At 70.0% G+C, this 24223-nt stretch carries 24 protein-coding genes; 10 read left to right on the forward strand and 14 right to left on the reverse strand.

All coding sequences use genetic code 11. The features are described from left to right. Positions 1 to 6 precede the first annotated feature (6 nt). From AC1PME_RS09055 to AC1PME_RS09070, 4 genes are all read right to left on the reverse strand, one after another. A complete protein-coding gene (locus AC1PME_RS09055) occupies positions 7 to 1257 on the reverse strand; it encodes a ribosomal protein uL16 3-hydroxylase (protein WP_254461251.1) in 1251 nt (416 codons plus the stop codon). A 217-nt stretch (positions 1258 to 1474) separates the two neighbouring features. Then, on the reverse strand, positions 1475 to 2062 hold the full coding sequence (locus AC1PME_RS09060) for a DUF3060 domain-containing protein (RefSeq protein WP_481097916.1): 588 nt from the start codon (positions 2060 to 2062) through the stop codon (positions 1475 to 1477). A gap of 67 nt (positions 2063 to 2129) precedes the next feature. Beyond that, positions 2130 to 3497, reverse strand: a complete 1368-nt coding sequence (purB, locus tag AC1PME_RS09065; protein WP_254461253.1) for an adenylosuccinate lyase — start codon at positions 3495 to 3497, stop codon at positions 2130 to 2132. A gap of 37 nt (positions 3498 to 3534) precedes the next feature. Further along, positions 3535 to 4854, reverse strand: a complete 1320-nt coding sequence (locus AC1PME_RS09070) for a hemolysin family protein (RefSeq protein WP_481097917.1) — start codon at positions 4852 to 4854, stop codon at positions 3535 to 3537. Between the two features lie 373 nt (positions 4855 to 5227). Here AC1PME_RS09070 and AC1PME_RS09075 point away from each other — a divergent pair, with 373 nt between their 5' ends. After that, positions 5228 to 6232, forward strand: a complete 1005-nt coding sequence (locus tag AC1PME_RS09075; protein WP_481097918.1) for a YiiG family protein — start codon at positions 5228 to 5230, stop codon at positions 6230 to 6232. 382 nt (positions 6233 to 6614) lie between these two features. Further along, the gene (locus AC1PME_RS09080; protein WP_307550033.1) at positions 6615 to 8048 is read left to right on the forward strand and encodes a class II fumarate hydratase; all 1434 of its coding nucleotides are present in this window, start codon (positions 6615 to 6617) and stop codon (positions 8046 to 8048) included. Between the two features lie 231 nt (positions 8049 to 8279). On the opposite strand, the gene AC1PME_RS09085 is transcribed toward AC1PME_RS09080, so the two are convergent. The 3 genes from AC1PME_RS09085 to AC1PME_RS09095 all read right to left on the reverse strand — a co-directional run bounded on the left by AC1PME_RS09085 (position 8280) and on the right by AC1PME_RS09095 (position 11083). Next, positions 8280 to 9020: a carbon-nitrogen hydrolase family protein gene (locus AC1PME_RS09085; RefSeq protein ID WP_307550035.1), complete on the reverse strand. Its 741-nt coding sequence runs from the start codon at positions 9018 to 9020 to the stop codon at positions 8280 to 8282. 175 nt (positions 9021 to 9195) lie between these two features. Continuing rightward, the gene (locus tag AC1PME_RS09090; RefSeq protein WP_254461396.1) at positions 9196 to 9636 is read right to left on the reverse strand and encodes a hypothetical protein; all 441 of its coding nucleotides are present in this window, start codon (positions 9634 to 9636) and stop codon (positions 9196 to 9198) included. A 79-nt stretch (positions 9637 to 9715) separates the two neighbouring features. Continuing rightward, positions 9716 to 11083 carry an aminotransferase-like domain-containing protein gene (locus tag AC1PME_RS09095; RefSeq protein ID WP_481098093.1) on the reverse strand — a complete coding sequence of 456 codons (1368 nt, stop codon included), beginning with the start codon at positions 11081 to 11083 and terminating at the stop codon, positions 9716 to 9718. 161 nt (positions 11084 to 11244) lie between these two features. On the opposite strand from AC1PME_RS09095, the gene AC1PME_RS09100 reads away from it, so the two are divergent. Beyond that, positions 11245 to 12108 (forward strand): DMT family transporter, encoded by an 864-nt coding sequence (locus AC1PME_RS09100; RefSeq protein ID WP_254461258.1) that lies wholly within the window; start codon positions 11245 to 11247, stop codon positions 12106 to 12108. A gap of 88 nt (positions 12109 to 12196) precedes the next feature. On the opposite strand, the gene AC1PME_RS09105 is transcribed toward AC1PME_RS09100, so the two are convergent. Genes AC1PME_RS09105 through AC1PME_RS09130 form a run of 6 tightly spaced genes read right to left on the reverse strand, consistent with a single transcriptional unit; the run spans position 12197 to position 16137 of the window. Then, positions 12197 to 12757: a DUF2884 family protein gene (locus AC1PME_RS09105; RefSeq protein WP_307550039.1), complete on the reverse strand. Its 561-nt coding sequence runs from the start codon at positions 12755 to 12757 to the stop codon at positions 12197 to 12199. 40 nt (positions 12758 to 12797) lie between these two features. Further along, positions 12798 to 13622, reverse strand: coding sequence for a DUF4097 family beta strand repeat-containing protein (locus AC1PME_RS09110; RefSeq protein ID WP_481097919.1), 825 nt, complete (start codon positions 13620 to 13622; stop codon positions 12798 to 12800). A gap of 43 nt (positions 13623 to 13665) precedes the next feature. Continuing rightward, positions 13666 to 14658: an ABC transporter permease gene (locus AC1PME_RS09115; protein ID WP_481097920.1), complete on the reverse strand. Its 993-nt coding sequence runs from the start codon at positions 14656 to 14658 to the stop codon at positions 13666 to 13668. Beyond that, on the reverse strand, positions 14655 to 15533 hold the full coding sequence (locus tag AC1PME_RS09120; RefSeq protein ID WP_254461262.1) for an ABC transporter ATP-binding protein: 879 nt from the start codon (positions 15531 to 15533) through the stop codon (positions 14655 to 14657). The genes AC1PME_RS09115 and AC1PME_RS09120 overlap by 4 nt, the downstream gene beginning before the upstream one ends. After that, entirely contained in the window at positions 15530 to 15892 is a 363-nt protein-coding gene (locus AC1PME_RS09125) for a GntR family transcriptional regulator (RefSeq protein WP_307550045.1), read from the reverse strand. The genes AC1PME_RS09120 and AC1PME_RS09125 overlap by 4 nt, the downstream gene beginning before the upstream one ends. A gap of 2 nt (positions 15893 to 15894) precedes the next feature. Further along, complete coding sequence (locus AC1PME_RS09130; protein WP_254461264.1) at positions 15895 to 16137, reverse strand: hypothetical protein; 243 nt, start codon at positions 16135 to 16137, stop codon at positions 15895 to 15897. A 128-nt stretch (positions 16138 to 16265) separates the two neighbouring features. On the opposite strand from AC1PME_RS09130, the gene AC1PME_RS09135 reads away from it, so the two are divergent. The 7 genes from AC1PME_RS09135 (at position 16266) to AC1PME_RS09165 (ending at position 23228) form a co-directional block, all read left to right on the forward strand. Further along, entirely contained in the window at positions 16266 to 16832 is a 567-nt protein-coding gene (locus tag AC1PME_RS09135; protein WP_307550047.1) for a glutathione peroxidase, read from the forward strand. A 95-nt stretch (positions 16833 to 16927) separates the two neighbouring features. After that, entirely contained in the window at positions 16928 to 17878 is a 951-nt protein-coding gene (locus AC1PME_RS09140) for an FKBP-type peptidyl-prolyl cis-trans isomerase N-terminal domain-containing protein (RefSeq protein WP_307550049.1), read from the forward strand. 15 nt (positions 17879 to 17893) lie between these two features. Continuing rightward, a complete protein-coding gene (locus AC1PME_RS09145; protein WP_307550051.1) occupies positions 17894 to 19240 on the forward strand; it encodes a UDP-glucose dehydrogenase family protein in 1347 nt (448 codons plus the stop codon). Continuing rightward, complete coding sequence (locus tag AC1PME_RS09150; protein WP_010344225.1) at positions 19230 to 19466, forward strand: SlyX family protein; 237 nt, start codon at positions 19230 to 19232, stop codon at positions 19464 to 19466. The genes AC1PME_RS09145 and AC1PME_RS09150 overlap by 11 nt, the downstream gene beginning before the upstream one ends. A gap of 27 nt (positions 19467 to 19493) precedes the next feature. Continuing rightward, positions 19494 to 20195 (forward strand): DUF2058 domain-containing protein, encoded by a 702-nt coding sequence (locus AC1PME_RS09155; protein WP_481097921.1) that lies wholly within the window; start codon positions 19494 to 19496, stop codon positions 20193 to 20195. Between the two features lie 23 nt (positions 20196 to 20218). Then, positions 20219 to 22336, forward strand: a complete 2118-nt coding sequence (locus AC1PME_RS09160; RefSeq protein ID WP_481097922.1) for an acyltransferase family protein — start codon at positions 20219 to 20221, stop codon at positions 22334 to 22336. A gap of 91 nt (positions 22337 to 22427) precedes the next feature. Next, positions 22428 to 23228 (forward strand): transporter, encoded by an 801-nt coding sequence (locus tag AC1PME_RS09165; protein WP_307550058.1) that lies wholly within the window; start codon positions 22428 to 22430, stop codon positions 23226 to 23228. Between the two features lie 10 nt (positions 23229 to 23238). Here AC1PME_RS09165 and AC1PME_RS09170 read toward each other — a convergent pair whose 3' ends face one another. Continuing rightward, entirely contained in the window at positions 23239 to 24156 is a 918-nt protein-coding gene (locus tag AC1PME_RS09170) for an NAD-dependent epimerase/dehydratase family protein (RefSeq protein WP_481097923.1), read from the reverse strand. Positions 24157 to 24223 lie beyond the last annotated feature (67 nt).

The following is a 24223-nucleotide window of genomic DNA, read 5'->3' on the forward strand; positions in this document are numbered from 1 at the left end:
GTCGGATCAGGTCGCCTCGGCGTGCTCGTCGGCGTCGTCGGCGTCGTCCTGCGCATCCAGCGGCTGGTAGAAGCCGCCTTCGATCAGCGCCAGCAGGGTCTGCTTGCCGGCCGCCGACAGCGCCGCGTAGTCCGTGCCGTCGATGTGTTCGGCCGCGGCCAGGCGCTTGGCGTCCTTGACCGGCAGCGCGAACTCCAGGCCGCTGCAGAACAGCATCGCGCCGCGGCTGGCACGCCGCCAGGCCGGCCGCGCCCACGGATGCCGCTGCAGGACCAGGCCCTGTTCCAGCGCCGCGGCGATCTCCGCCGCCGGCGGCAGCCCGGCCGGCGGCAGGATCTCGCCGGCGGCGCGGTAGGTGGTGATGAAGCGGCCGAACCAGGCGCCGAGCCGGTCCGGGTCGTTCATGCGCAGCGCGTTCAGCGCCTCGACCACGCGGCCCATCGCCGCCGCGTCGATCTCGTACGGGTCGGCCGGCGCCTGCAGGTCCTCGTCGTGGTAGCGCAGCGTCTCGTCGGCGCCGTCGATCAGGGTGTCCAGGTAATCGGCGATCAGTTCGGCCGAGGACGGCGCACGCATGCCCACCGAGAAGGTCAGGCAGGCGTCTTCGGCGACGCCGTGGTGCGGCACCAGCGGCGGCAGGTACAGCATGTCGCCCGGCCCCAGCACCCAGTCGTGGGTCGGCTCGAACTGGCGCAGCAGCTTCAGCTCCACGTCGTCGCGGAAGTCGGTCGGCGGCGCCGGGCGGCCCAGCGCGGCGCTGGCGTCGATCTGCCAGCGGCGGTGGCCGTGGGCCTGCAGCAGGAACACGTCGTAGTGGTCCACGTGCGCGCCGACCGAGCCGCCGCGCGCGGCGAAGCTGACCATCACGTCGTCCACCCGCCAGCGCGGCAGGAAGCGGAACTGCGCGAGCAGGGCGCGGATGTCCGGATCCCACTTGTCCACGTCCTGTACCAGCAGGGTCCAGTCGTGGTCGGGCATGCCGGGAAACTCGTGCTCCTGGAACGGGCCGCTGCGCACGCGCCAGCGGTCGTTGGCGCGGTCGTGCTCGATCAGTCGCGACAGTGCCGCCTCCTCGCAGGCCAGGCCGGCCAGGTCGCCCGGCTCGATCGGCGAGACGAAGCCGGGGAAGGCGTTGCGGATCAGCAGCGGGCGCTTGTGCCAGTAGTCGCGCAGGAAGGTCGCCGCGGGCATGCCCAGCGGTTGTCCGGGGCGGGCGTGGAGTTCGAAGGCGGGAGCGACGGTCTTGCGGGCAGCCATGTGCGGTGGGTCCTTGCAACGCGGAAGGAAAGGGCGGGCGCGCAGCGGCGCCGGCCGAACCCGGCCATTGTCCGCCGGTTTGGCGCGTGGAGCCATCGTGGGAGTTGCCGGATCGGCGTCGGCCGCGGCGATCCGGCGGCAGGGGCCCTGCGGCCCGCCGGCCGCGTCGGGACGGCGGCGGCGCGCCGCAACCGCGTCGCGGGCGGGCGCTGTGGCGTTACTGGCCGAGGATGCGGTTGTCGCGGCCGCCGTCATCGACCCGCGCGCGACCGCTGCGCTGGACGATGGCGTTGTCGTTGCCGTGCAGGGCGATGGTGCCGATCTCGCTGGCCTGCAGCTGGTTCTGGTCGCCGGACACCTCCAGCGTGGCGATGCGCGCCATCTGCAGCCGACCGTTGCGGCCGAACAGCGCGACCTGCCCGGCGTCGCCACGCATCGCCACCTGGGCGTCGTCGCCGAGCACGCGCAGGGTGTCGGCCCGCTCGATCTGCAGGTTGCCATTGCGGCCGAACAGGCTGACGGTGGCGCAGTGCCCGTGCAGCACTAAGGTGGCGTCGCGGCCGACGATGTTGAGGTCGCGGCCGTCGCAGTCGATGTCGCCGCTGGCCGAGGCGGCCATGCGGATCGGTGCCTCGGCGTCGCCTTCGTCGCCATCGGCGATATCGCCGGCGGACGGTGCCGCCGCGAGCATAACCAGGGTGCGGCCGGCAGCGGCGTGGGCGCCATCGCCGGCCGGCGGGCGGGGCGCCTGTGCGCAGCCGGCCAGGACCAGTAGCGGCAGCACAAACAACGGGGTGCGTTTCATCACGGGGCTCTGCTGTGAACCCTCAGCATGCCCGCGGCGGATTAACCCAGGATGGACGGGCCGCGGCTCAGATGCCGCGCGCCAGCCGCTCGGCCAGGCCGACGTAGCCGCCCGGGGTCAGCGCACGCAGGCGCTGCTTGGCGTCCTCCGGCAGCTCCAGGCTCTCGACGAAGGCGCGCATCGACGCGGCGGTGATGCCCTGGCCGCGGGTCAGCGCCTTGAGCTGTTCGTAGGGATTGGGCAGGCCGTGGCGGCGCATCACCGTCTGCACCGCTTCGGCCAGCACTTCCCAGGCCGCGTCCAGGTCGGCGTCCAGGCGCTCGGGATTCACGGTGAGCTTGCCCAGGCCCTTGGCCAGCGAGTCCAGCGCCACCTGGGTGTGGCCGAAGGCGGTGCCGAGCGCGCGCAGCACGGTGGAGTCGGTGAGGTCGCGCTGCCAGCGGCTGATCGGCAGCTTGGCCGAGAAGTGCTCGAACAGGGCGTTGGCGATGCCGAAGTTGCCTTCGGCGTTCTCGAAGTCGATCGGGTTGACCTTGTGCGGCATGGTCGAGGAACCGACTTCGCCTTCCTTGAGCTTCTGCTTGAAGTAGCCCAGCGAGATGTAGCCCCAGATGTCGCGGGCCAGGTCGATCAGCACGGTATTGGCGCGGCGGGTGGCGTCGCCCAGTTCGGCGACGTTGTCGTGCGGCTCGATCTGGGTGGTGTAGGGGTTGAACACCAGGCCCAGGCTTTCCACGAAGCGCTGCGCGAAGCCCGGCCAGTCGACGTCGGGGTAGCTGGCGACGTGGGCGTTGTAGTTGCCGACCGCGCCGTTGATCTTGCCGGTCAGCTCGACCGCGGCGATCTGCTGGCGTTGCCGCTGCAGGCGCGCGACCACGTTGGCCACTTCCTTGCCCAGGGTGGTCGGCGAGGCGGTCTGGCCGTGGGTGCGCGAGAGCATCGGCTGCGCGGCCTGCGCATGGGCGAGGGCGCGCAGCGTGGCGATCACCGCGTCCAGCGTCGGCAGCAGCACCTCGCGCCGGGCCTGCTCCAGCATCAGTCCGTAGCTGAGGTTGTTGATGTCCTCGCTGGTGCAGGCGAAATGCACGAACTCCAGGGCCGGGCCGAGTTCGGCGTCGTCCTTGAGCTGTTCCTTGATGAAGTACTCCACCGCCTTGACGTCGTGGTTGGTGGTGCGCTCGATCTGCTTGACCCGCGCCGCGTGCTCCACGCCGAAGCCGTCGGCCAACGCGCGCAGACGCTGCGCCGCCGCCGGCGAGAACGCGGCCAGCTCGCCGATGCCCGGCTCGGCGCCCAGCGCCAGCAGCCATTCGATCTCCACCTTCACCCGCGCCTTGATCAGGCCGTATTCGGAGAAGATCGGCCGCAGGGCGTCGACCTTGCCGGCGTAGCGGCCATCGAGCGGGGACAGGGCGAGCAGGGCGGAATCGGACATGGCGGGGCGGGCGGTGGTGTCGGGCGGGGGCGCCATTCTACGTCGGCGCGGCCTCGGCCGGCGCCAGACGCACGCTCACCGCCTGGATGCGGTGCCCGGCCATGCGCTTGACCGTGAACAGGTGCCCGTCCAGCTCCAGGCGCTCGCCCTCCTCGGGCAGGCGCTGCAACCGGTGCACGATCAGCCCACCGACCGAATTGAGGTGCTCGGGCGCGCGCAGGTCGCGGCCGAGCAGGCGCTCGAGGCGGAAGATCGAGGTCGAGCCGGCGACCAGCACGCTGCCGTCGGCGCCGCGGGTCGGCGCGTCCTTGACCACGTGGGGGTGCTCGTCCTCGATGTCGCCGACGACCACTTCCAGCAGGTCTTCCAGGGTGAAGTAGCCGAGGATGCGGCCGTGCTCGTCCACGCACAGCGCCATGTGCGTGGCGCCGCTGCGGAAGCGCTCCAGCACCAGCGGCACCGGCGTCTCCAGCGCGATCAGGTTGGCCGGGCGCAGCAGCGGGCGCAGGTCGTCGCTGCGGCGGCCGCGTGCGATCTCCACCAGCAGGTCCTTCATGTGCAGAATGCCCAGCACCTGCTCGCCGTCGCGGTCGAACCACGGGTAGCGGCTGTAGCGGCTGTCGGCGAACTCGGCTAGCACCGCCTCCAGCGGCATGCCGTCGCGGAACGCGCGCAGGTGGTCGCGCGCGCGCATCAGGTCGCCGGCCACCAGCTCCGGCAACTCCAGCGCATGGCTCATCAGGGTCAGTTCGTGGTCGCGCGCATCGCCGGCGGGCTGCTGGCGGCCGACGATCAGCTTGAGTTCCTCGCGCGAGTAGCGGTGCGAGGCATGTTCGATGTCGCCCCAGCCCATGGCCTTCAACAGCGTGTTGGCGCTGGTGTTGAGCAGCCAGATCGCCGGGTACATCGCCCAGTAGAACAGGTACAGCGGCGCGGCGGTCCACAGCGACATGCGCTCCGGGCGGCGGATCGCCATCGACTTGGGCGCGAGTTCGCCGAGCACGATGTGCAGGAACGAGATGACGCTGAAGGCGATGATGAAGGCGCTCAGGCGCGCCGCCTCCTCGCTCAGCCCCAGCAGGTCGAACAGCGGCTGCAGCAGGTGCGCGAAGGCCGGCTCGCCGACCCAGCCCAGGCCCAGCGAGGACAGGGTGATGCCGAGCTGGCAGGCCGACAGGTAGGCGTCGAGGTGACCGTGCACGTTGAGCAGCAGGCGGCCGCGCCAGCCGTGATGCTCAGCCAGGCCCACGGCCTGGGTGTGGCGCAGCTTGACCAGGGCGAACTCGGCGGCGACGAAGAAGCCGTTGAGCAGCACCAGCAGCATCGCCAGTGCCAGCAGCAGGAGGTTGCCGATCATCTGCGTTCCCCGGCGCGCGCCGCTGGCGCGTCATGGCGCGGGGTGGGCGGGCTGGAAACGGCGGGGTGCGTGGCCCGGCGCAGCGTGCGCCGGCATCTACAGTCTGATGCGTCGCCCATGGCGGCGTGAGAGTTCCATCGGTGATACGTCGCCGCAGTCTAGCCGATGCGCTGCGTGGCCGCCGCCGGCACGCGCCGTCTCGCGCAGTCCGTCACAGGCGAGCGTCGCCAACGAATCACCTGGACGAGCGCGCAACCGCGCTTGCGAATCCCCGATTCCGACGCCCCAATCCCGGCCCTCCCGCCATCACGCTGCGACGATCTTTTGGTTTGCTAGACTTTCTGTAACCGTTTTCAATATCGTCCTTTCCTATATGAAATCCTCTTTGCGTGTGGCGGCGCTGGCCGTCGCTGTGTCCGTTTTCCTGAGCGCATGCGGTGGCAAGCCGTCCGCCACGCCGACCGATTCCGATGCCAGTGCCGATGCCAGCCATGCATCCGCCGATGCTGCCGCCAGCGCCGCGGACCAGGCGCTGACCAGCAAGCTCAATGCCTACATCGAATGCTTCAACAAGGTCGATGGGCGCATCCACGAAGGCGCGCAACAGTACATCCGCTGGATGGCCGACCCTAAGGCCGGTCCCACCGGCAAGGAAACCAGCGTGTACGGGCCCGCCCCGATCGACGAATACGCGATGAAGCTGTGCGACGCGCCGATGACCCAGGCGATCGCGGCCAAGCCGGCGTTGCCGGCGCTGGATACGGCGGCGAAGCGCTATCAGGCCGCGTTGAAGACGCTGCAGCCGCTGGCCAACCAGGCCCGCGACTACTACGACCGCGAGGACTACCAGGACGACCAGTTCGCCAAGGGTAAGCAGTTGCATGCGCCGCTGATGGCCGCGCTGTCCGAATTCCACGAGGCCAGCGAGGCGTTCAGCCATGAGCTGGACGCGCAGAACGATGCCGCGCAGCGCGAGCAGTTGAAGGCGATGGAGAAGGCCGAGGGCCGCACCCGCGACTTCTACCGGCTGTCGATGATGCTCGAGGCCAAGGACATCGTCGGCTTGATGCAGGACGACGACTTCGACACCGCCAAGGCCACGGCGCTGGTGGCCGGTTTCAACAGCCTGTCCGACGAAGCGCACGCCAAGGTCGCCAACCAGGAGCCGGGCAAGTCCGACTGGAGCGGTTTCGAGAGCGCCGCGGAGGATTTCCGCAAGGAAGCCAAGGCGCGGATCAAGCGGGTGGCGGACAAGGTTCCGTACAGCGAATTCGAGCGGCGCTCGCTGGACAATCCGATCGTCGCGCCGGAAGGCTCGCCGGCACGCTTGATGAAGCGCTACAACGACCTGGTGTTCCAGAGCAACCGCCAGCGCTGAGCCTCCGGGCCGGCGGCGCAAGGCCGCCGGTCCCGCCGGTGTCGTCGCCGCGCGCGGCAACGGCATCGGCGTGGCATCTTATGGCTGCTTCTCCGGTGACGATGCGGCGCCCACGCCTAGCCGCCAGTATTCGCGCAGCACGCGCGCAACGCTCCGGCGCGCAGGCCATCCGTGTCCCGGCCTGCGCCTGCCGCGCGTGGCAGGCCCCGGCCGGGCGCACACGCCTCCAGGCATTCCTAACATCCGCCGGCGCACACTGGCTGACGCGGGGCGCTGCGCCGCGGATAATGCGCGCGCCAGCCGCACGCCCGCCAGCCTGCCTCCCCGGACGTCCGACGACGGCGCCGATGGATTCCTTTCATGCAGATGCGGAGATTGCGCGATGAGTGACACATACAGGGTCGAACACGACAGCATGGGCGAACTGCAGGTGCCTGCGGACGCCTTGTGGGGTGCGCAGACCCAACGTGCGGTGCAGAACTTTCCGGTGTCCGGGCGACCGATGCCGCGCGGCTTCATCCGCGCGCTTGGCCTGATCAAGGCCGCCGCGGCCGGGGTCAACGCCGATCTGGAGCTGTTGCCCAAGGCCGTCGCCAAGGCGATCCAGGCCGCGGCGCTGGAGGTGGCCGACGGCCGCCACGACGCGCATTTCCCGATCGACATCTACCAGACCGGATCGGGCACCTCGTCGAACATGAACGCCAACGAGGTCATCGCTACGCTGGCCAACCGTCATGCCAAGGGCGCCGGCAAGCACGGCGGCAAGGCGCTGCCGGCAGTGCATCCCAACGATCACGTCAACCTCGGCCAGAGTTCCAACGACGTGGTGCCGACCGCGATCCGCGTCGCCGCGCTGCTGGCCGCGCGCGAGCATTTGCTGCCGTCGCTCAAGCATCTGCGCAAGGTGATCGACAAGCGCGCCAAGCAACTGCAGGGCGTGGTCAAGACCGGGCGCACCCATCTGATGGACGCGATGCCGCTGACCTTCGGCCAGGAGTTCGGCGCCTGGTCGGCGCAACTGCTGTCGGCGCAGGCGCGCATCGACGACAGCCTCAAGCGCCTGCGCCGGTTGCCGCTCGGTGGTACCGCCATCGGCACCGGCATCAATGCCGATCCGCGCTTCGGCGGCAAGGTCGCCAAGGCGTTGTCGGCGCTGACCGACCACAGCTTCGAGAGCGCCGAGAACAAGTTCGAGGGCCTGGCCGCGCAGGACGACGCGGTGGAACTGTCCGGCCAGCTCAATGCGCTGGCGGTGGCGCTGATCAAGATCGCCAACGACCTGCGCTGGATGAACGCCGGGCCGCTGGCCGGCCTCGGCGAGATCGAACTGCCGGCGCTGCAGCCGGGCAGCTCGATCATGCCGGGCAAGGTCAACCCGGTGATTCCCGAGGCCACGGTGATGGCCTGCGCGCAGGTCATCGGCCACCACACCGCGATCACCGTGGCCGGGCAGACCGGCAACTTCCAGTTGAACGTGACCCTGCCGCTGATTGCGGCCAACCTGCTGGAGTCGATCCAGTTGCTGAGCAACGTGTCGCTGCTGCTGGCCGACTCGGCGATCGCCGGGCTCAAGGTGCGCGAGGAGCGGGTGCGCGAGGCGCTGGACCGCAACCCGATCCTGGTCACCGCGCTGAATCCGATCATCGGCTACGAAAAGGCCGCGGCGATCGCCAAGCGCGCCTACAAGGAGAACCGGCCGGTGCTGGAGGTGGCGAAGGAGGACAGCGGCCTCGGCGAGGACGAACTGCGCCGGCTGCTGGACCCCGCCGCGCTGACCGAAGGCGGCATCCACGCCGGCGCGGGCGGCGGCGGCTGAGTTTGGCCCGTGACCGCGCCGCCGCGCCCCGTCGCGGACGCCGGCGCGGTGCGCGGGTGGGCGGTGCACCGCTTCAGGGAGCCTCATACCGATAACAGGCATGCGCAGAGACGGTTCTTGCGCCCCTTTTGTCGGATCCGCCGCGACCAGGCCGGGCGCGCTTGTCGCGGCTGAAGCCGCTCCTACCGGGCAGCGAAATGCGTGGCGAACGCAGCTTGTTGGAGGTTCCTTTCAACCGCGCGTTGCCGCAGGCGGCGGTTTCGGCACGTCGTACACCGCCGCGCCTTCGCTCGACTCGGGGACACGCGCCACGATCCGGCCATCGGGCGCGACGATCGCGGTGCAGCCGTGACTCACATATCCATTCGCCATGCCGGTCACGTCGGCCGAGGCGATCCAGCAATGGGTCTGCCGCGCGCGATCCACCAGGTTCTGCAGACTCCTCGCGCGCCAGCGCGCCGCGGTCTGCGGCGGCATGTTGTTGAGCGGGTACACGATCAGGGCGGCGCCCTGCGCAGCGATCCGCGCGGCGGCGTCGGCATGGTTGGCGTCGTTGCAGACATTGATGCCATAGCGCAGGCCCGACCTGACAAAGGTGGGGAAGTCGCGACCCGCGCTCACCACCGGTTCGTTGGGATGGGCCTTGGCGTAGCGTCCGGCGATCCGGCCGTGCTCGACCACCAGCGCGCTATTGAAGACGTGCGGAGGCCGCAGTTCGAATGCGCCGATGACAAGGGTCGTCTCGAAGCCCGCCACGTGTCGGCATAGCGCGTCCAGCGCCGCCTCCGATGCCTGGCGGGCGCGGCGGCGGATCGTCTGCGCATCGTAGGAATGCCCGAGCAGGAACGCTTCGGGGAATACCAATAGGTCGATCGCCTGCGCGGCGGCCCAGCGCAGGCGCTGCACGATGACCTGGCAGGCGCCGTCCAGGTCGTCGTCGATGGCCGCGCATTGGATGGCCGCGATCCGCATCCGGGTCTTCCTGGAACGTGTCGTTACATCGGGACGGGAGGGCGGTCTGCCCTGCCGTGAGACGGCCGACCACGCCGATGTCGGGTCGGATCGCTCGCGCGGTCACCGCGACGGTCATCGGCCGATCGACGGAGGACGGAGGGCGGAGACGCGCGAGCGCAGCGCGGTCGCCGCTTCAGCGGCGCTCGGCCTGCAGGTTGCCGAAGCTGTCGCGGTACGGCTGCAGCGAGGGAATGTCGCGCAATACCGCCGCCTGCGCTGCGGTGATTTCCGGAGTCGGCGCGAAGCCGACCGAGCGCATGTTCGGGTCCGGCGGCGCGGTCTCCAGGGTTTGCTGGCGCTGCATCTGCAGGTGCATGAACAACTGCTGCAGCTCGCTGCGCTGGGCGGCGGGCAACGGCAGTTCGATGTCGTCGATGCGCAGGCTGCCGTCCGGTCCGATGGTGGCGTTGGCGGCCGGCGCACGCCGCAGCATCACGGTCATGCTGTCCACCGCCACCCGCGGCTTGCTGCGCTCGGCGCGCGAGGAGGCGGTCTCGCCGCCGCGTCCGCCGCAGGCGGCGAGCAGCAGGCATAGCGACAGCAGCGAGAACCAGGCGAACAGCGTCTTCTTCATGGGGGCGGTGCGGTAGGGGAGTGACGGCATTCTAGAACGTGCGGCGGCCCCGGTCGCGGCGGCATGCGCCTGCCGCGCGCTAGCGGCGCTGCCGCGGCACGGACTGCATGGCGCGCGCGAGCACCGTGAATATTCGCTCGTCGGCGCATTGCGCGACGTTGAAGCGCAGGAAATCGCCGGCGCTCAGCGACTGGCTGAAGGCATTGCCGGGCGCCAGGACGACGCCCTCCTGCAGGCAGGCGCGCGCGATCGCCGCGGCCTCCATGCCCGCGGGCAGCCGGCACCAGAGGAACAGGCCGGCCTGGGGCAGCAGCCAGGGCCGGATGCCCAGGCCCTGGAGCCGTGCCACGGTCTTGGCCATCTGCTCCGCCAGCCGGCGCCGCAGGGTCTCCAGATGCCTGCGGTAGCCGCTGTCGGTGAGCGCGATCAGCACGGCTTCGGCCGCCAGCCGGCCGCTGCCGAAGCTCGTGGCGATCTTCAGGTCGGCGAGGCCGTCGATCCAGTCGCCCCGCGCCGCGATGTAGCCGCACCGCAGCGACGCCGAGACCGTCTTGGAAAAGCTGCCGAGCTGGATGACCCGCGCCAGGCCGTCGAAGGCCGCCAGCCTGGGCGCCGGGCTGATCTCGAAGTCGGCGAAGATGTCGTCCTCGACGATCACCAGGTCCGAGCCCTCGGCCGCCATCAGCAGCCGGTGCGCCGTCGCCGCCGACAGGGTCGCGCCGGTGGGGTTGTGGAGCCCGGAATTGGTGATGTACAGCCGCGGCGCGTGCGCCTGCAGGGCGGCCTCGAAGCGCGCCACGTCCGGTCCGTTCGGCGTATACGGCACGCCCACGACCTGCACGCGATGCGCCTTGAGCAAGGCGTGGAAATTGAAGTAGCACGGGTCGTCGACCAGGACGGTGTCGCCCGGCGAGAGCAGGAACCGGCAGATCAGGTCGATCGCATGCGTTCCCGATTCGGCGAGCAGGATCTGCTCCGGCGGCGCCTGTACGCCGTTGCCCGCCAGCCGTCGCGACAGGAACTGGCGCAGGCCCGGATGCCCCAGGGGCGTGGCGTACTCGGTCAGTTCCAGGGTGTCGGCGCGCGCCAGCGTGCGCAGCGCGCGGCGCATCCCCGCGGCGTACAGCCACGCCGGCGGCAGCCAGCCGCAGCCGGGCCTGAGCACGCGCGCATCCGCTTCCAGCGATTGCCGCGATACCCACAGCGGGTCGATCTGCCTGTCGAGCTTCGGGCCGAGGTGCGCCAGCGCCAGCGGCGCCACCGGCCCGGCCACGTAGAAGCCCGACCCCGGTCGCGCCACGATCGCGCCTTCGGCCACCAGCCGCTCGTAGGCCTCCACCACCGTCGACACCGACACGCGCAGCGCGCGCGCCTGCGTGCGCACGGAGGGCAGGCGCGCGCCCGGCAGGCAGGTGCGGGCGGCGATCCGGGCGCGGATATCGGCCATCACCGCGTCGATGCGCGTGCCGTGGGGGGCGGGTGTGTCCAACGTGGTCGGCTGTACTGGAGCGTGAGGCATAACAGTACAGCCAAATCGTAGTGGATCGTATCTGGTCGGATCCGCCTTCCGCGGCGTCTACTGGAACGGCGATACAACAGGAGACGCGCATGCAAAAAACGACCGCCGGCTGGATCAACGGGTGTATCGCCGTGGCGATCTTTGCGGGTTCGTTGCCCGCGACCCGCGTCGCGGTCGCCGATTTTTCCCCCGTATTCCTGACCTGTGCCCGCGCCAGTATCGCCGCCTTGCTCGGGCTGGCGCTGCTGCTGGCGTTCCGGCAACCGCGGCCGCGCCGCATCGAGCTTCCCGCCCTGGCGGTGACCGCGCTGGGGGTCGTGGTCGGGTTTCCGCTGCTGACCGCCCTGGCGCTGCGGCATGTCACCTCGGCGCATTCCATCGTGTTCGTGGGCATGCTGCCGTTGTGCACGGCGGTCTTTGCCGTGGTGCGCGCCGGCGAACGCCCGCGTCCGCCGTTCTGGGGCTTCTCGTTGGCCGGCGCCTGCAGCGTCGTCGGCTATGCGGCGCTGGGCGGTCTCGATGCCTCGTTGCAGGGCGATCTGCTGATGCTGGCCGCGGTGGTGCTCTGCGGGCTGGGCTATGCGGAGGGCGCGCGGCTGTCGCGCACGCTGGGCGGATGGCAGGTCATCTGCTGGGCGCTGGTGCTGTCGCTACCGGTGATGCTATCGCTGGCCCTGCTGACGCGGCCGGCATCGTTCGGCGATGTGCGGATGCCGGCATGGCTCGGCCTGGGCTATGTTTCGCTGTTCAGCATGTTGATCGGCTTCGTGTTCTGGTACCGCGGCCTGGCGCAGGGCGGCATCGCCGCGGTCGGGCAGTTGCAGTTGTTCCAGCCCTTCATCGGCCTGGGCCTGGCCGCGCTGCTGCTCCACGAAACGGTGAGCTGGACGATGCTGGCGGTGACCCTGGTGGCGGTGGTCTGCGTGGCCGGCGCGAAACAGTACGCCCGCTGAGACCGCACCCCGACCGGCAGGCGCTTGCGCGGCTGCCGGTCACAGCGGGCGTTGTGGGCGGTGATCCCGGCAGCGAGGCTGCCGCCGATCACGCGGCCGAGTGCCTGCAGTCGCTGACGTCGCTGTCGTCGAGGGTGGAGTAGGGGCGGAATGCCGGCACCTTCTGCATCAGCGCGTCCTGCGCGGCGCGCAGCGCGGCGACCTGGTCGCAGATCTTCAGCGCCGCCTGCTTGATCTTGTCGGCCTGCGCCTCGACCTGCTCGCCGATGTGCTCGGTGTCGCCGCTGAGCACGCCGCTGATCGCATCGCCGGCCGCCTTCACCCCCAGCGCCGCGCCGGCCTTGCCGACCTCCAGGCCCTGCTTGCCCACCGCGTCGATCTGGCTGCGGTAGGCCAGCAGCAGGCGCTGTTGCTCGGCGTCCAGCGCGACCGGCTTGCCGTCGATCAACAGCTTGCCGTCGCGGGTGATGGTGGCCGGCGGCTGGCCATCGGCCTTGAGGGTGAGGTCGCCGTTGAGGAAGGTCAGGTGTTGCGCGCCGCCGTGATCGACGACGACACGGTCGTTCGACGTCGCCGAGCGCTGGCAGGCGCCGAGGGAGAGCAGCGCGGCCAGGGCGACGCCGGCCAGGGGCAGGGAACGGTACTGCATGGGCGTGTCCTCGTGCGGAAGGGAAAGGCGCTGGGGAGGATCAGCGCGGTTTGGGCAGGTTGACGCTGCCGCGCACGCCGTGGTGGGTGACGTCGCCGCTGCCGACCTTCTGCACGCTCAGGTTGCCGCCGACGTTGCCCACGTCCAGGTCGCCGGAGCCGACGGTCTGCACCGCGACGCTGCCGCTGACGTCGCGCAGTTGCACGTCGCCGGAGCCGACGTTGTCGACCTGCACGCCGCCGCGCACGCCGTGCACGGTCAAGTCGCCGGAGCCGACCGTGCCGACCTTGACGTCGCCGCCGACCTGGTCGGCCTTGACGTCGCCCGAGCCCAGCGTCGGCAGGGCCACGCTGCCGACATTGCGCAGTTCGATGTCGCCGGAGCCGACCGTGGCGCTGACCGCGCCGCGGATGCCCTGCGCATGCAGGTCGCCGGAGCCGATCTTGGCGTCGAGCGAGGCCACGCCGCTGATCTCGGCGTCGCCGGAGCCCAGTTGCAGCTGCACCGGCAGGTTGGCCGGGATGCTGCCGGCCACGTTGAGGTAGGCGTAGCGATTGCCGACGCTGATGCCGTGGATCTTGCCCTCGTGCTTCAGCGTCACCACCAGGGTGTCGCCGTCGCGGCGCTGGCGCAGGGTCAGCTCCTTGAGCATGTCCGCGTCGGAGGCGCAGGCGCGGCCGCGCAGGGCGTAGTCGCCGCCGCTGGCGCCGCTGAGCTTGAGGTCGTTCTGCTGCACGTCCAGCAGCACCGACTTGACGCCGGCCAGGTCCAGCTTGAGTTCGCGCGGTTCGGAATACTTGCAGTCGTCGGCCATGGCGACGGCCGGCAGCGACAGCAGCGCACACAGGATGAGGGTCTTGCGCATCGGAACACTCCTTACGGAAAAGGGAAGGGAGACGGGTGTGCGATCAGGCTTCGTCGCGCCAGCGGCGCACGTAGATCGCGGCGACGATGAAGGCCACGCCGACGGCGGCGCCGATCCAGATGTCGGGGTCGCGGAACAGCACCCAGCTGTCGCCGAGATGGATCGCATTGACCAGGTCCTGCGGACCGCTGATGTGGGTCTCGGCCACCTGCTCGTTCAGCACCGGACCCCAGCTGCCCGGCAGCACGCTGAGCAGGCCGCGGTAGACCACGGTGTACCAGATCAGCTTGTGGTTGACATTGAGCATCGGCAGGATGCCCATCATGCTGGCGGTCACGCAGCCCAGGATCGGGATCAGCACCGCCCACAGGAACGGCTTGCTGCGCGCCCAGGCCGAGCACAGCATCAGCCAGCCGATCGCCGGCAGCGACCACAGCACCTGCACCGGCAGTGCGGCCAGCACCATCCCGATGATGCGCAGCGGGTGCGATTCGGTGAACACCGCGGTGCTCTGCGGGATGCCGTTGACCGACAGGGTCAGGGCGGTGACCACCCACAGCGCCAGGCCGATCAGCAGGCCGACGCCGATCGCCAGCAGCGGCGCCAGCAGCAGCGCCCAGGCGGCCTTGGACAGCACGGTGCCGGTGTCCGACAGCGGCAGCGACTTCCAGAACAGCACGCTGCGGTCGCGGCGGTCGTCGTACAGCGCGCCCAGCGCGTAGAAGAACACCACGAAGCCGACCACGATGCAGGCCAGGAGTACGCCGGCGAGCATGGTGCCGTCGCCGACCGCGCCGATGATCTGGTGGATGTTCTGGGCATGTGCGTCCAACTCCAGGTCGTTCGCGCGCGCGCCGCCGCCGTTGTTGTGGCCGGCGATGCTGCCGATGATCGACAGCACCGCGTACAGCGTGGCGACGATGCCGCCGGTGATGACCGGCGCCCACAGGAAACCGCCGCGGTGTTCCCAGAACTCGCGCTTGAGCAGCCACTGGAAGGTGGACACGGGAGAGATCGATTTGGCGGGAGCGTTCATGCGTAGGTGCCCTTCATGATGGCGACGAACAGGTCGGCCAGGCCGGGGGTGCGGGTTTCGCCGAGCGCGGCCAGCTGCGCCTGCGGCACGCCGTCGTACAGGAACACCGACTTGCCGAACGGCAGGCCGCGTTCGTCGATCGGCTGCAGCGCGCGCGCCGCCTCGATGCGCTCGGCCGGCACCAGCAGTTCGGTGTAGCGGGTGGCCATGTGCTCCATGTCGGCGCTGAGTACGATGCGGCCGTCGCGGATGAACAGCACGTCGGTGAGGATGTGCTCGATCTCCTCCACCTGGTGGGTGGTGATGACGATGGTCTTCTGCTCGTCGAAGTAGTCTTCCAGCAGGCGCTGGTAGAACTCCTTGCGGTACAGGATGTCCAGGCCCAGGGTCGGCTCGTCCAGCACCAGCAGGCGCGCGTCGATCGCCATCACCAGGGCCAGGTGCAACTGCACGATCATGCCCTTGGACATCTCGCGCACCCGCAGCTTGGGCGAAAGCTTGGTGTTGGCCAGGAAGCGCTCGCACTTGGCGCGATCGAAGCGCGGATGCACGCCGGCGACGAAGTCGATCGCCTCGCGCACCCGCATCCAGCGCGGCAGCACCGCCACGTCGGCGATGAAGCACACCTCGTTCATCAGCGCGTCGCGCTGCTTGCGCGGGTCCATGCCCAGCACGCGCAGTTCGCCTTCCACCGCGGTCAGGCCCAGCACCGCCTTCAATGCGGTGGTCTTGCCGGCGCCGTTGGGGCCGATCAGGCCGACGATGCGGCCGGGCGCGATGGCGAAGGACGCGTCGGCCAGCGCCGGCTTGTGGTTGTAGGTCTTGCGCAACCCCTGCGCGTAGACGACGGATTCGGATGCGACAGCGGCAGTCATGGCGTTTTCCCCGGTGGCAACAAGTCTTGCAGTGTCAGGCCCAGGCGCTGGATGCGTTCCAGCACCAGAGGCCACTCGTCGTTGAGGAAGCGCTGGCGCTCGCTGCCGCGCAGCTTCTGCGCCGCTTCCTCGGTCATGAACATGCCCAGCCCGCGGCGCTTCTCGACCAGGGCCTCGTCGGCCAGTTCCTGGTAGGCGCGCGAGACGGTGATCGGATTGAGCTGGTATTCGGCGGCCACCTGGCGCACCGAGGGCAGGGCGTCGCCGGGCTTGAGGATGCCGTCGAGCATCATCGCGATGACGCGCTCCTTCAGCTGGCGGTAGATCGGAGCGCCGTCGCTCCATTGGATATCGCTCATGGTCAGCTCCGTGGGCGCAAGGTGCGCGCGAAGGAGAAATAAGGCACGGACAGCGAGGCCCGCAGGCGCCGCACCGTCGGGACGGTGGCGGGTGCGGCGCCGGTGGCGCTGTCGTCGTGCGGCGTGCTGGCGCCATAATCCAGCGACCGTCCCTGGTGGCGTTGAGTACCGATCCAGCTCGCGCAGAGCAGGGTGCCGACGATGACCAGGGCCGGAAGACTGCGCTGGAGGCGTTTGCGATTCATCGTGGGACCTGCTCTGGATGAGTGGTGTTGTATTTAACTATAACACCGTTACACGGCATGTCAACACGCGGGATCCCCAACTTCCGACCTGGTCGTGCGCGACTTCCCTTTCTCTCCGACGGTGCCCCATGAAAGTTTCCAAGCGTCTGTTTTTCCTCGCGATCCTGGCCGCTGCCGGCACCGTCGGCAGTGCCTGGGCGGGGTCCTTGCTGAACCAGGACTACCGGCCGCTGGCCGGCAAGGACAAGGTGAACCTGAACAAGACCTACGGCGGCAAGGTGCTGCTGGTGGTCAACACCGCCAGCAAGTGCGGCTACACCCCGCAGTACGACGGCCTGGAGAAGCTGCAGCAGCAGTACGCGGCGCAGGGCTTCAGCGTGCTCGGCTTCCCGTCCAACGACTTCAAGGGCCAAGAGCCGGGCTCGGAGAAGCAGATCCAGGAGTTCTGCACGCTCACCTACGGGGTCAAGTTCCCGATGTTCGAGAAGGTGCATGTGATCGGCGACGACGCGACGCCGCTGTACAAGCAACTGACCCAGGCCACCGGCGTGGCGCCGGGCTGGAACTTCCACAAGTATCTGATCGCCCGCGACGGGCGCGTGGTCGCGCAATTTCCGAGCAAGGTCGCGCCCGACGATCCGGCCTTGCGCAGCGCCATCGAACGCGAACTGAAAGCGCAGCCGGCGTCGCACTGAAAGCGGGTCAACATCTCGGCCGCGCGTGCGACAATGCGGCCTCCGCGCCACCCCGGCGCATCCAGTACACAGTTCACTTCCAGGGAAAGTAGCGAATGAAGATGGGAATGCGCGGCGCCGTGGCGTCGCTGGTGGTGGGGATGGCGATGGTCGCCGGTCATGCGTCGGCGCAGGCGCCGGCGGCCGGCAGCACGGCGACGACGCTGAGCACGGAAAAGCAGAAGGTCAGCTACGCGATCGGCATGGATGTGGCGCGTTCGTTCGAGCCCATCGCCCAGGACATCGACGTCGACGCGCTGCAGCGCGCGATCGAGAACGCCTTCAAGCAGGGCAAGCCGCTGCTGTCCGACGAACAGACCCAGGCCACCGACGCCGCGCTGCGTACGCAGCTGGCGGCGCGCAACGGCCAGCCGGTGCCGGGCATGGCGCCGGGCACGCAGCCGCCGCCGGTGTCCAAGGAGAACGTGGGCCTGATGCTGGGCGACCGTGCGGTCGGTCCGTCGCTGGCGCGGATCCAGAACGACATCGACCTGCCGACGCTGATGGGCGCGGTGCGCACCGTGTTCGCCAAGGGCCAGACCGCGATGACCCAGGAGCAGGCGATGGCCACGCTGCAGGCGTTCGGCGCCGCCAAGCAGGCCGCCGTGGCGACCGAGAACAAGCAGAAGGGCAACGCCTTCCTGGCGCAGAACAAGAACCAGAAGGGCGTGATCACCACGCCGTCCGGCCTGCAGTACATGGTGCTGCGCGAGGGCAGCGGCCAGCGGCCGACGCCCACCAGCAAGGTGCGGGTGAACTACGAAGGCAAGCTGCTCGACGGCACCGTCTTCGACAGCTCCTACAAGAACGGCCAGCCGGCCGAGTTCTCTCTGAATCAGGTCGTGCCGGGCTGGAGCGAAGGCGTGGCGCTGATGCCGGTGGGCTCCAAGTACCGTTTCTGGATTCCTTCCAACCTGGGCTACGGCCCGCAGGGCACGCCGGGCGGCCCGATCGGCCCGGATGCGATGTTGACCTTCGACGTGGAACTGTTGGGCATCCTTCAATAACCGAAAGGAGATTACATGCGCGTAGCGATATTCGGCACCGGCTATGTCGGGCTCGTCACCGGAACCTGTCTGGCCGAAGTCGGCCACCATGTGGTGTGCGTGGACATCGACCAAGCCAAAGTGGATGGGCTCAACAAGGGCGTGGTCCCGATTTACGAGCCTGGCCTCTCGCCGATGGTCAAGGCCAATCACGCCGCACGGAGGCTGTTCTTCACCACCGATGCGGCCAGCGCCATCGCGCATGGGGATATCGTGTTCATCGCCGTCGGCACGCCGCCGGACGAGGACGGTAGCGCAGATCTGCAGTACGTGCTGGCGGTGGCCCGCACCATCGGCCAGCACATCCAGGGGCCGACCGTCGTGGTCAACAAGTCCACGGTCCCGGTCGGCACCGCCGACAAGGTGCGCGCGGCGATCGCCGCCGAGCTGGAGGCGCGCGGCGAGGCGATCGAGTTCGACGTGGTCTCCAACCCGGAGTTCCTGAAGGAAGGCGACGCGGTCGCCGACTGCATGCGCCCGGATCGCATCGTCATCGGCAGCAGCAAGCCCGGCTCGGCCGCGCGCCTGCGCCGCCTGTACGCGCCGTTCAACCGCAACCACGACCGCATCGTGGAAATGGACGTGCGCTCGGCCGAACTGACCAAGTACGCGGCCAACGCGATGCTGGCGACCAAGATCAGTTTCATGAACGAGATCGCCAACATCGCCGAGCGGGTCGGCGCCGACGTGGAAAAGGTGCGCCAGGGCATCGGCTCGGATCCGCGCATCGGCTGGCACTTCATCTACCCGGGCGCCGGTTACGGCGGCTCGTGCTTCCCCAAGGACGTGCAGGCGCTGGCGCGCACCGCGCAGCAGTACGGCCATGCGCCCAGGCTGCTGGATGCGGTGGAAGCGGTCAACGAGGCGCAGAAGGGCCATCTGTACGAACTGATCCAGCGCCACTACGGTGCGGCGCAGTCGCTCAAGGGCAAGACCTTCGCGGTGTGGGGCCTGGCGTTCAAGCCCAACACCGACGACATGCGTGCCGCCTCCAGCCGCCGCCTGCTGGCGCAACTGTGGGAAGCGGGCGCGACGGTCCGCGCCTACGATCCGGAGGCGACCGACGAAGCCAAGCGCATCTTCGGCGAGCGCGCCGACCTGCACTTCTGCAGCGATGCCTTCGACGCGCTGGAAGGCGCCGACGCGCTGGCGGTGGTCACCGAATGGAAGCAGTTCCGCAGCCCGGACTTCACCCGCATGAAGGAACTGATCGGCGATGCGGTGGTGTTCGACGGCCGCAATCTCTACGATCCGCAGGAAATCGAGAGCTTCGGCCTGGCGTATTACGGCATCGGTCGCGGACGTTCGATCCATGCAGCATGATTTTTCCACCCAGGACCGGTTGCTGGAGAACCGCCTGATCGAGCTGGAAACGCGCCTCTCCTTCCAGGAGCAGGCGCTGGCGGAAATGAGCGATGCCCTGGCCGAGGCGCGTATCGAAAGCCAGCGCAACGCCGAACTGCTGCGCCACCTGCTCGAGGATCTGGGCAAGGTGCGCAGTACGCTCTACGCCGATCCGGCCGACGAACCGCCGCCGCCGCATTACTGATTCCCCGAACCGACCGATGCCGTCCCGATGAGCGATACCCTCCGCGAGCAGTTGCTGGGCCTGGGCTTCAAGCCTGCGCCGAAACCCGAACGCAAAGCCCCGCCTGCCGCGCCGCGGCCGCAGGGACGGCCGGGCCAGCGCCCGGCACCGGCCGGGGCGCGCGGCGAGCGCGCTCCCGCTGGCGCGCCCACGCCCGGCAAGCCGGGCGGCGGGCGTGGCCGCCCGCAGGGCAACGGCAAGCCGCACGGCAACGGCAAGCCGCAGGGCGCGGGCGGCCAGTCGGCGCGGCCGCCGCGCAGCCGCGAGGACATCGACCTGGCCAAGGCCTACGCGATCCGCGCCCAGCGCGAGAAGGACGAGCGCATCGAGGCGGAGCGGCAGAAGCAGGAAGAAGCGCGCCTGCGCCGCGAGGCGCGGGCCAAGCTCGACGAATTGCTCAAGGGCCAGGCGCTGAACCAGGCCGAGGCCGACATTGCCCGCCACTTCCCCTATGGCGGCAAGATCAAGCGCATCTACGTCACTGCCGACCAGCTCAAGGCGCTCAACGCCGGCGAACTGGGCGTGCTGCAGCAGAACGGCCGCTACCTGTTGGTGACCAAGGCGCTGCTGGACCAGGCCGAGGCGATCTTCCCGGCGGCGGTGGCGCTGCGGGTGGATCCGAACGCGCCGGCCGAGGAAGATCCCTACGCCGATCCCAAGTACCAGATCCCCGACGACCTGGTCTGGTAAGCGTGGCACTCCCAGGGACGGGTATGCAGGACGCCGGGCGCCTGCGCACGCCGCCGCAAGCCGGCGGCGGCTACCTGCCGTACGTGGACGGGCTGCGCGCGATCGCGGTGCTGGCGGTGATCGCCTACCACCTCGATCCGGCGTGGCTGCCGGGTGGCTTCACCGGCGTGGACATGTTCTTCGTGATCTCCGGCTTCGTGGTCAGCGCCTCGCTGCAACGCCTGCCGGCGGCCGGGCAGTTGGGCGTGTTCGTGCAGTTCTACGCGCGGCGCCTGCGCCGCATCGCGCCGGCGCTGGTGGTGTGCCTGCTGCTCACCGGGCTGGCCAGCGGGCTGTTCATTCCCGAGTCCTGGCTCAGCGAAACCAGCGCCAAGACCGGGCGCATGGCCTTCGTCGGCCTCAGCAACTGGGTGCTGGCCGCGACCGGCAACGATTACTTCTCGCCCAAGGCCGAGTTCAATCCGTACACCCACACCTGGTCGCTGGGCGTGGAAGAGCAGTTCTATCTGCTGTTCCCGCTGCTGTTCCTGGCCTGGAACCGCGGCGGCCGCGGCCGGTTGTGGTCGACGCTGCTGGTGGCGCTGGCCTCGGCCGCCTCGCTGGCGTTCGCCTGGCTGCGCAGCCGCGATGCCGGCGAGGCCGCGGCGGCGTTCTATCTGACCACCGCGCGGTTCTGGCAACTCGGCAGCGGCGTGCTGCTGTACCAGGTGCTGGCGCTGCGCGGACACTTTGACGCCGGTACCCAGGCGCCGCCGCCGGGCGCCTGGACCTGGCGCTCGCCGCTGCTGGCGCTGGCGCTGGGCTCGGTCGCGGTCGGCCTGTGGCGCGCGCGTCCGGGCCACTCGCCGTGGCCGGACGGCGTGTGGCCGGTGCTGGGCACGCTCGGCCTGCTGGCGCTGCTGCATGGCGCACCGGCCGGCTGGACCCGCCGCGCGCTGGCGCACCGCGTGCCGGTGGCGATCGGCCGCGTGTCGTACTCGCTGTACCTGTGGCATTGGCCGGTGTTCGTGCTGTTCCGCTGGACCGTCGGCCTGGAATCGGCGCCGGCCAGGGTCGCCGCGCTGCTGCTGGTGGTCGGGCTGGCGCTGGCCTCGTACCGCTGGGTGGAGCTGCCGTGGCGGCACGGCCGCATCGGCCGCGCGCGGACGCCGGCGCGCACCATCGCGGCCGGGCTGGGGCTGGTGCTGCTCGCCGCCGGTACCCATGCGCTGCTGCAGAACGCCCAGCGCTACTACGGGCTGAGCACGGTCAGCCGGCATCCGCTGGATTGGTACGCCTACGCCAAGGGCCTGCGCCGGGAGTTCCCCCAGTGCGCGCTGCAGACCAGCCAGGTGCCGGTGCAGGTGGGCAGCGCCAAGCTGTTCGCGCGCGGGGCCTGCACGCTGCACAACCGCGACGGCGGCCAGTTGTTCGTTGCCGGCGACTCGCATGCGCTGGCCTACAACGAACTGCTGCGGCGCTTCGCGCTGCAGAGCGGGGTGCCGGTGCGCCTGTACGGCGTCGGCGGTTGCCCGATCGTCGGGCTGCAGGCCTGGCAGGCGAGCAATCCCGGCTGCCAGGCCTACGAGCGCAGCACCCTGGCCGACGTCACCGCGCACGCGCGCGACGGCGATGTGCTGTTCCTGCCCGCCCTGCGGGTGCTGCGCCTGGCCGAGCAGGACCGCGTGTTCGACGAGAACGCGGTGATGGCCGAGCAGGAGGGCACCGCGGCGCAGGCCGCGCGCGCGGCGGGCGAGGACGCGGCGGTGGCGCTGCTGCAGCCGTTGGCGCAACGCGGCGTACGGATCGTTTTCGAGGCGCCCAAGCCGGTGCTGCGCGCGCCGCCGTATCGGTGTTCGGACTGGTTCAACCGCGGCAATCCGATCTGCGCGCACGGCATTTCGATCCCGCGCGCGACGATGGAGCGCTACCGCGCGCCGGTGTTGCAGAGCCTGCAGCGCATCGCCGCGCGCCTGCCGCATGCCTCGGTGTGGGACCCGTTGCCGCTGCTGTGCGATGCGCAGCAATGCACCGGCCGCCGCGACGGACGCCCGCTGTTCTTCGATGCCGATCACCTCAGCGGCTATGGCAACCGCGTGCTGCTGCCGGGCTTCACATCGCACTTCGCGGCGACCCAGGCACACTCGCCGCCCGCGCCTTGAGGCGCAGCCCTTCATTTCCCGCAGCGCAAGGAGTTCGCGCATGCTTGTTCCGTGTTCTACCGCGCCGCGTCCGTCGCATCCATTGCGGCCAATGGAGGCCTCCGTCGTCACCGGTCGTTGCCGACGCGGGGCGGCCGTCCTGATGCGCGGCGCGCTGCTGCTGGCCGTCCAGGCCGGCACCAGTGGGGTGGCCTGCGCCGAGGACGCGCCGGCGTTCGACCGGCCCGGCATCGGTTTCGCCTCAAGCACTCTGGAGCGCGGCCAGGTGGCCTGGGAGCAGGCGTTCTTCGATGGCAGCTACGACCGCGCGGGCGAGGTGCGCAGCACCGAGTACGTCGCCAACAGCCGGCTGCGGATCGGCCTGAGCGCGCGCACCGAATTGCAAATGGCGATTGACAGCCAGGTGTGGCAACGCGTGCGCGGCGGCGGGCAGGACCGGCGCGGGCACAGCGGCGGCGACGCCAGCCTCGGCCTGAAGCAGGCGCTGCCGAGCGCCAGCGACGGCTTCACCTGGGCGCTGCTCGGCAGCGCCAGCCGGCCGGTCGGGCGCGCGCCGTACGGCGATGCCGGCCACCGCTACGACCTGGGCATGAGTGCCGGCTGGGACCTGCCCGAGGGGCGCAGCCTGGCGCTGTACGGCAACCTCAGCGACAGCGAGGATGGCTTCGGCTGGAGCGTCTCGCCGAGCTACACCTTCTATGCCGGCGATACGCTGAGCGCCTACGTCGAGGCCGGGATCGGCGGCGGCGAGGACGAGATGCGCGCGCTCGGCAGCGGCGTCACCTGGCTGTTCGCCGAGCGCGTGCAACTGGACCTGTCGGTGCTGCGCGGCCTGTCGGCGCAGACCCCGGACTGGCAGGGCGGCTTCGGTATTTCGGTGTTGCTGCGCTGAGCCGACGCGCTCACTCGCTGGCGGCGCGCCCGTCGTTCGGCGGCAGCACCTCGGGCACGTGCGTGTCGTACTGGTGCAGCACTTCCGCGAACCCATGGCGCGGTTGCCAGCCCAGCGCGTCCAGCGCCCGCTGCGGCGAATAGACGCGGTCGATCCGTTCCGGCAGCGCCCAGCCGCGTTGCGCGAATGCCGCCACCAGCGCCGGGGCGCGACGTTGCAGGACCGCCGGTGCCGCGCGGTGCAGTTCGGCGCAATCCTCGCGCTGGAACGGCGTGGTGCCGGAAATCACGAACGTCGCGCTCGCCGGCCCGGCATGCCGCAACGCCGCGACGTGGGCCTCGGCGACGTCGCGCGCGTCGATGCCGCGATGCAGGCGGAATGCGGCCATCACGTTGACCGGCTCCGGGAAGCAGCGCGACATGCGCAGGATGCGCACGCTCGGTCCGCCCTGTCCGGCGGCCTCGCACAGCAGCGCCTCGGCCTCCAGCTTGGTGTGGTGGTAGATGGTCTGCGGCTGTGGCGTCAGTGTCTCGTCGACCCAGGCGGCGGTGCCGTCGGGCGTGGCCGCGCTGCCATACAGCGCGGTGGTGCTGGTGAAGACGAGGCGGCGCACGCCGGCCGCCGCGGCGGCATCCAGCACGCGGCGAGTGCCGTCGACGTTGACCTGGCGGAAGCGCGCCGCCGGCACGTGCGCGACATGCGGCGCATGCAGCGCGGCGGTGTGGATCACCGCGTCGGCGCCCTGCAGCGCCCGCGCCAGCAGCGCGGCATCGTCGAGGTCGCCGACCCAGTCGGCGGTGGAGCAGGGCGTCCGGTCGAAGCCGCTGACGCGGTGCTCGCGCGCGAGCCGGATATGGATCGCGCGGCCGACCCGGCCGGCACTGCCGGTGACGACGATCTTCAGCGGCGACGCGATGGGCATGGGCATTGGCGATGGCTCGAAGGCGGGTGGGGGCGATATAGACGATGCTGCGCGCACCGGCGGCCGGTCCCGG

The organism is Xanthomonas sp. NCPPB 901 (assembly GCF_056725085.1).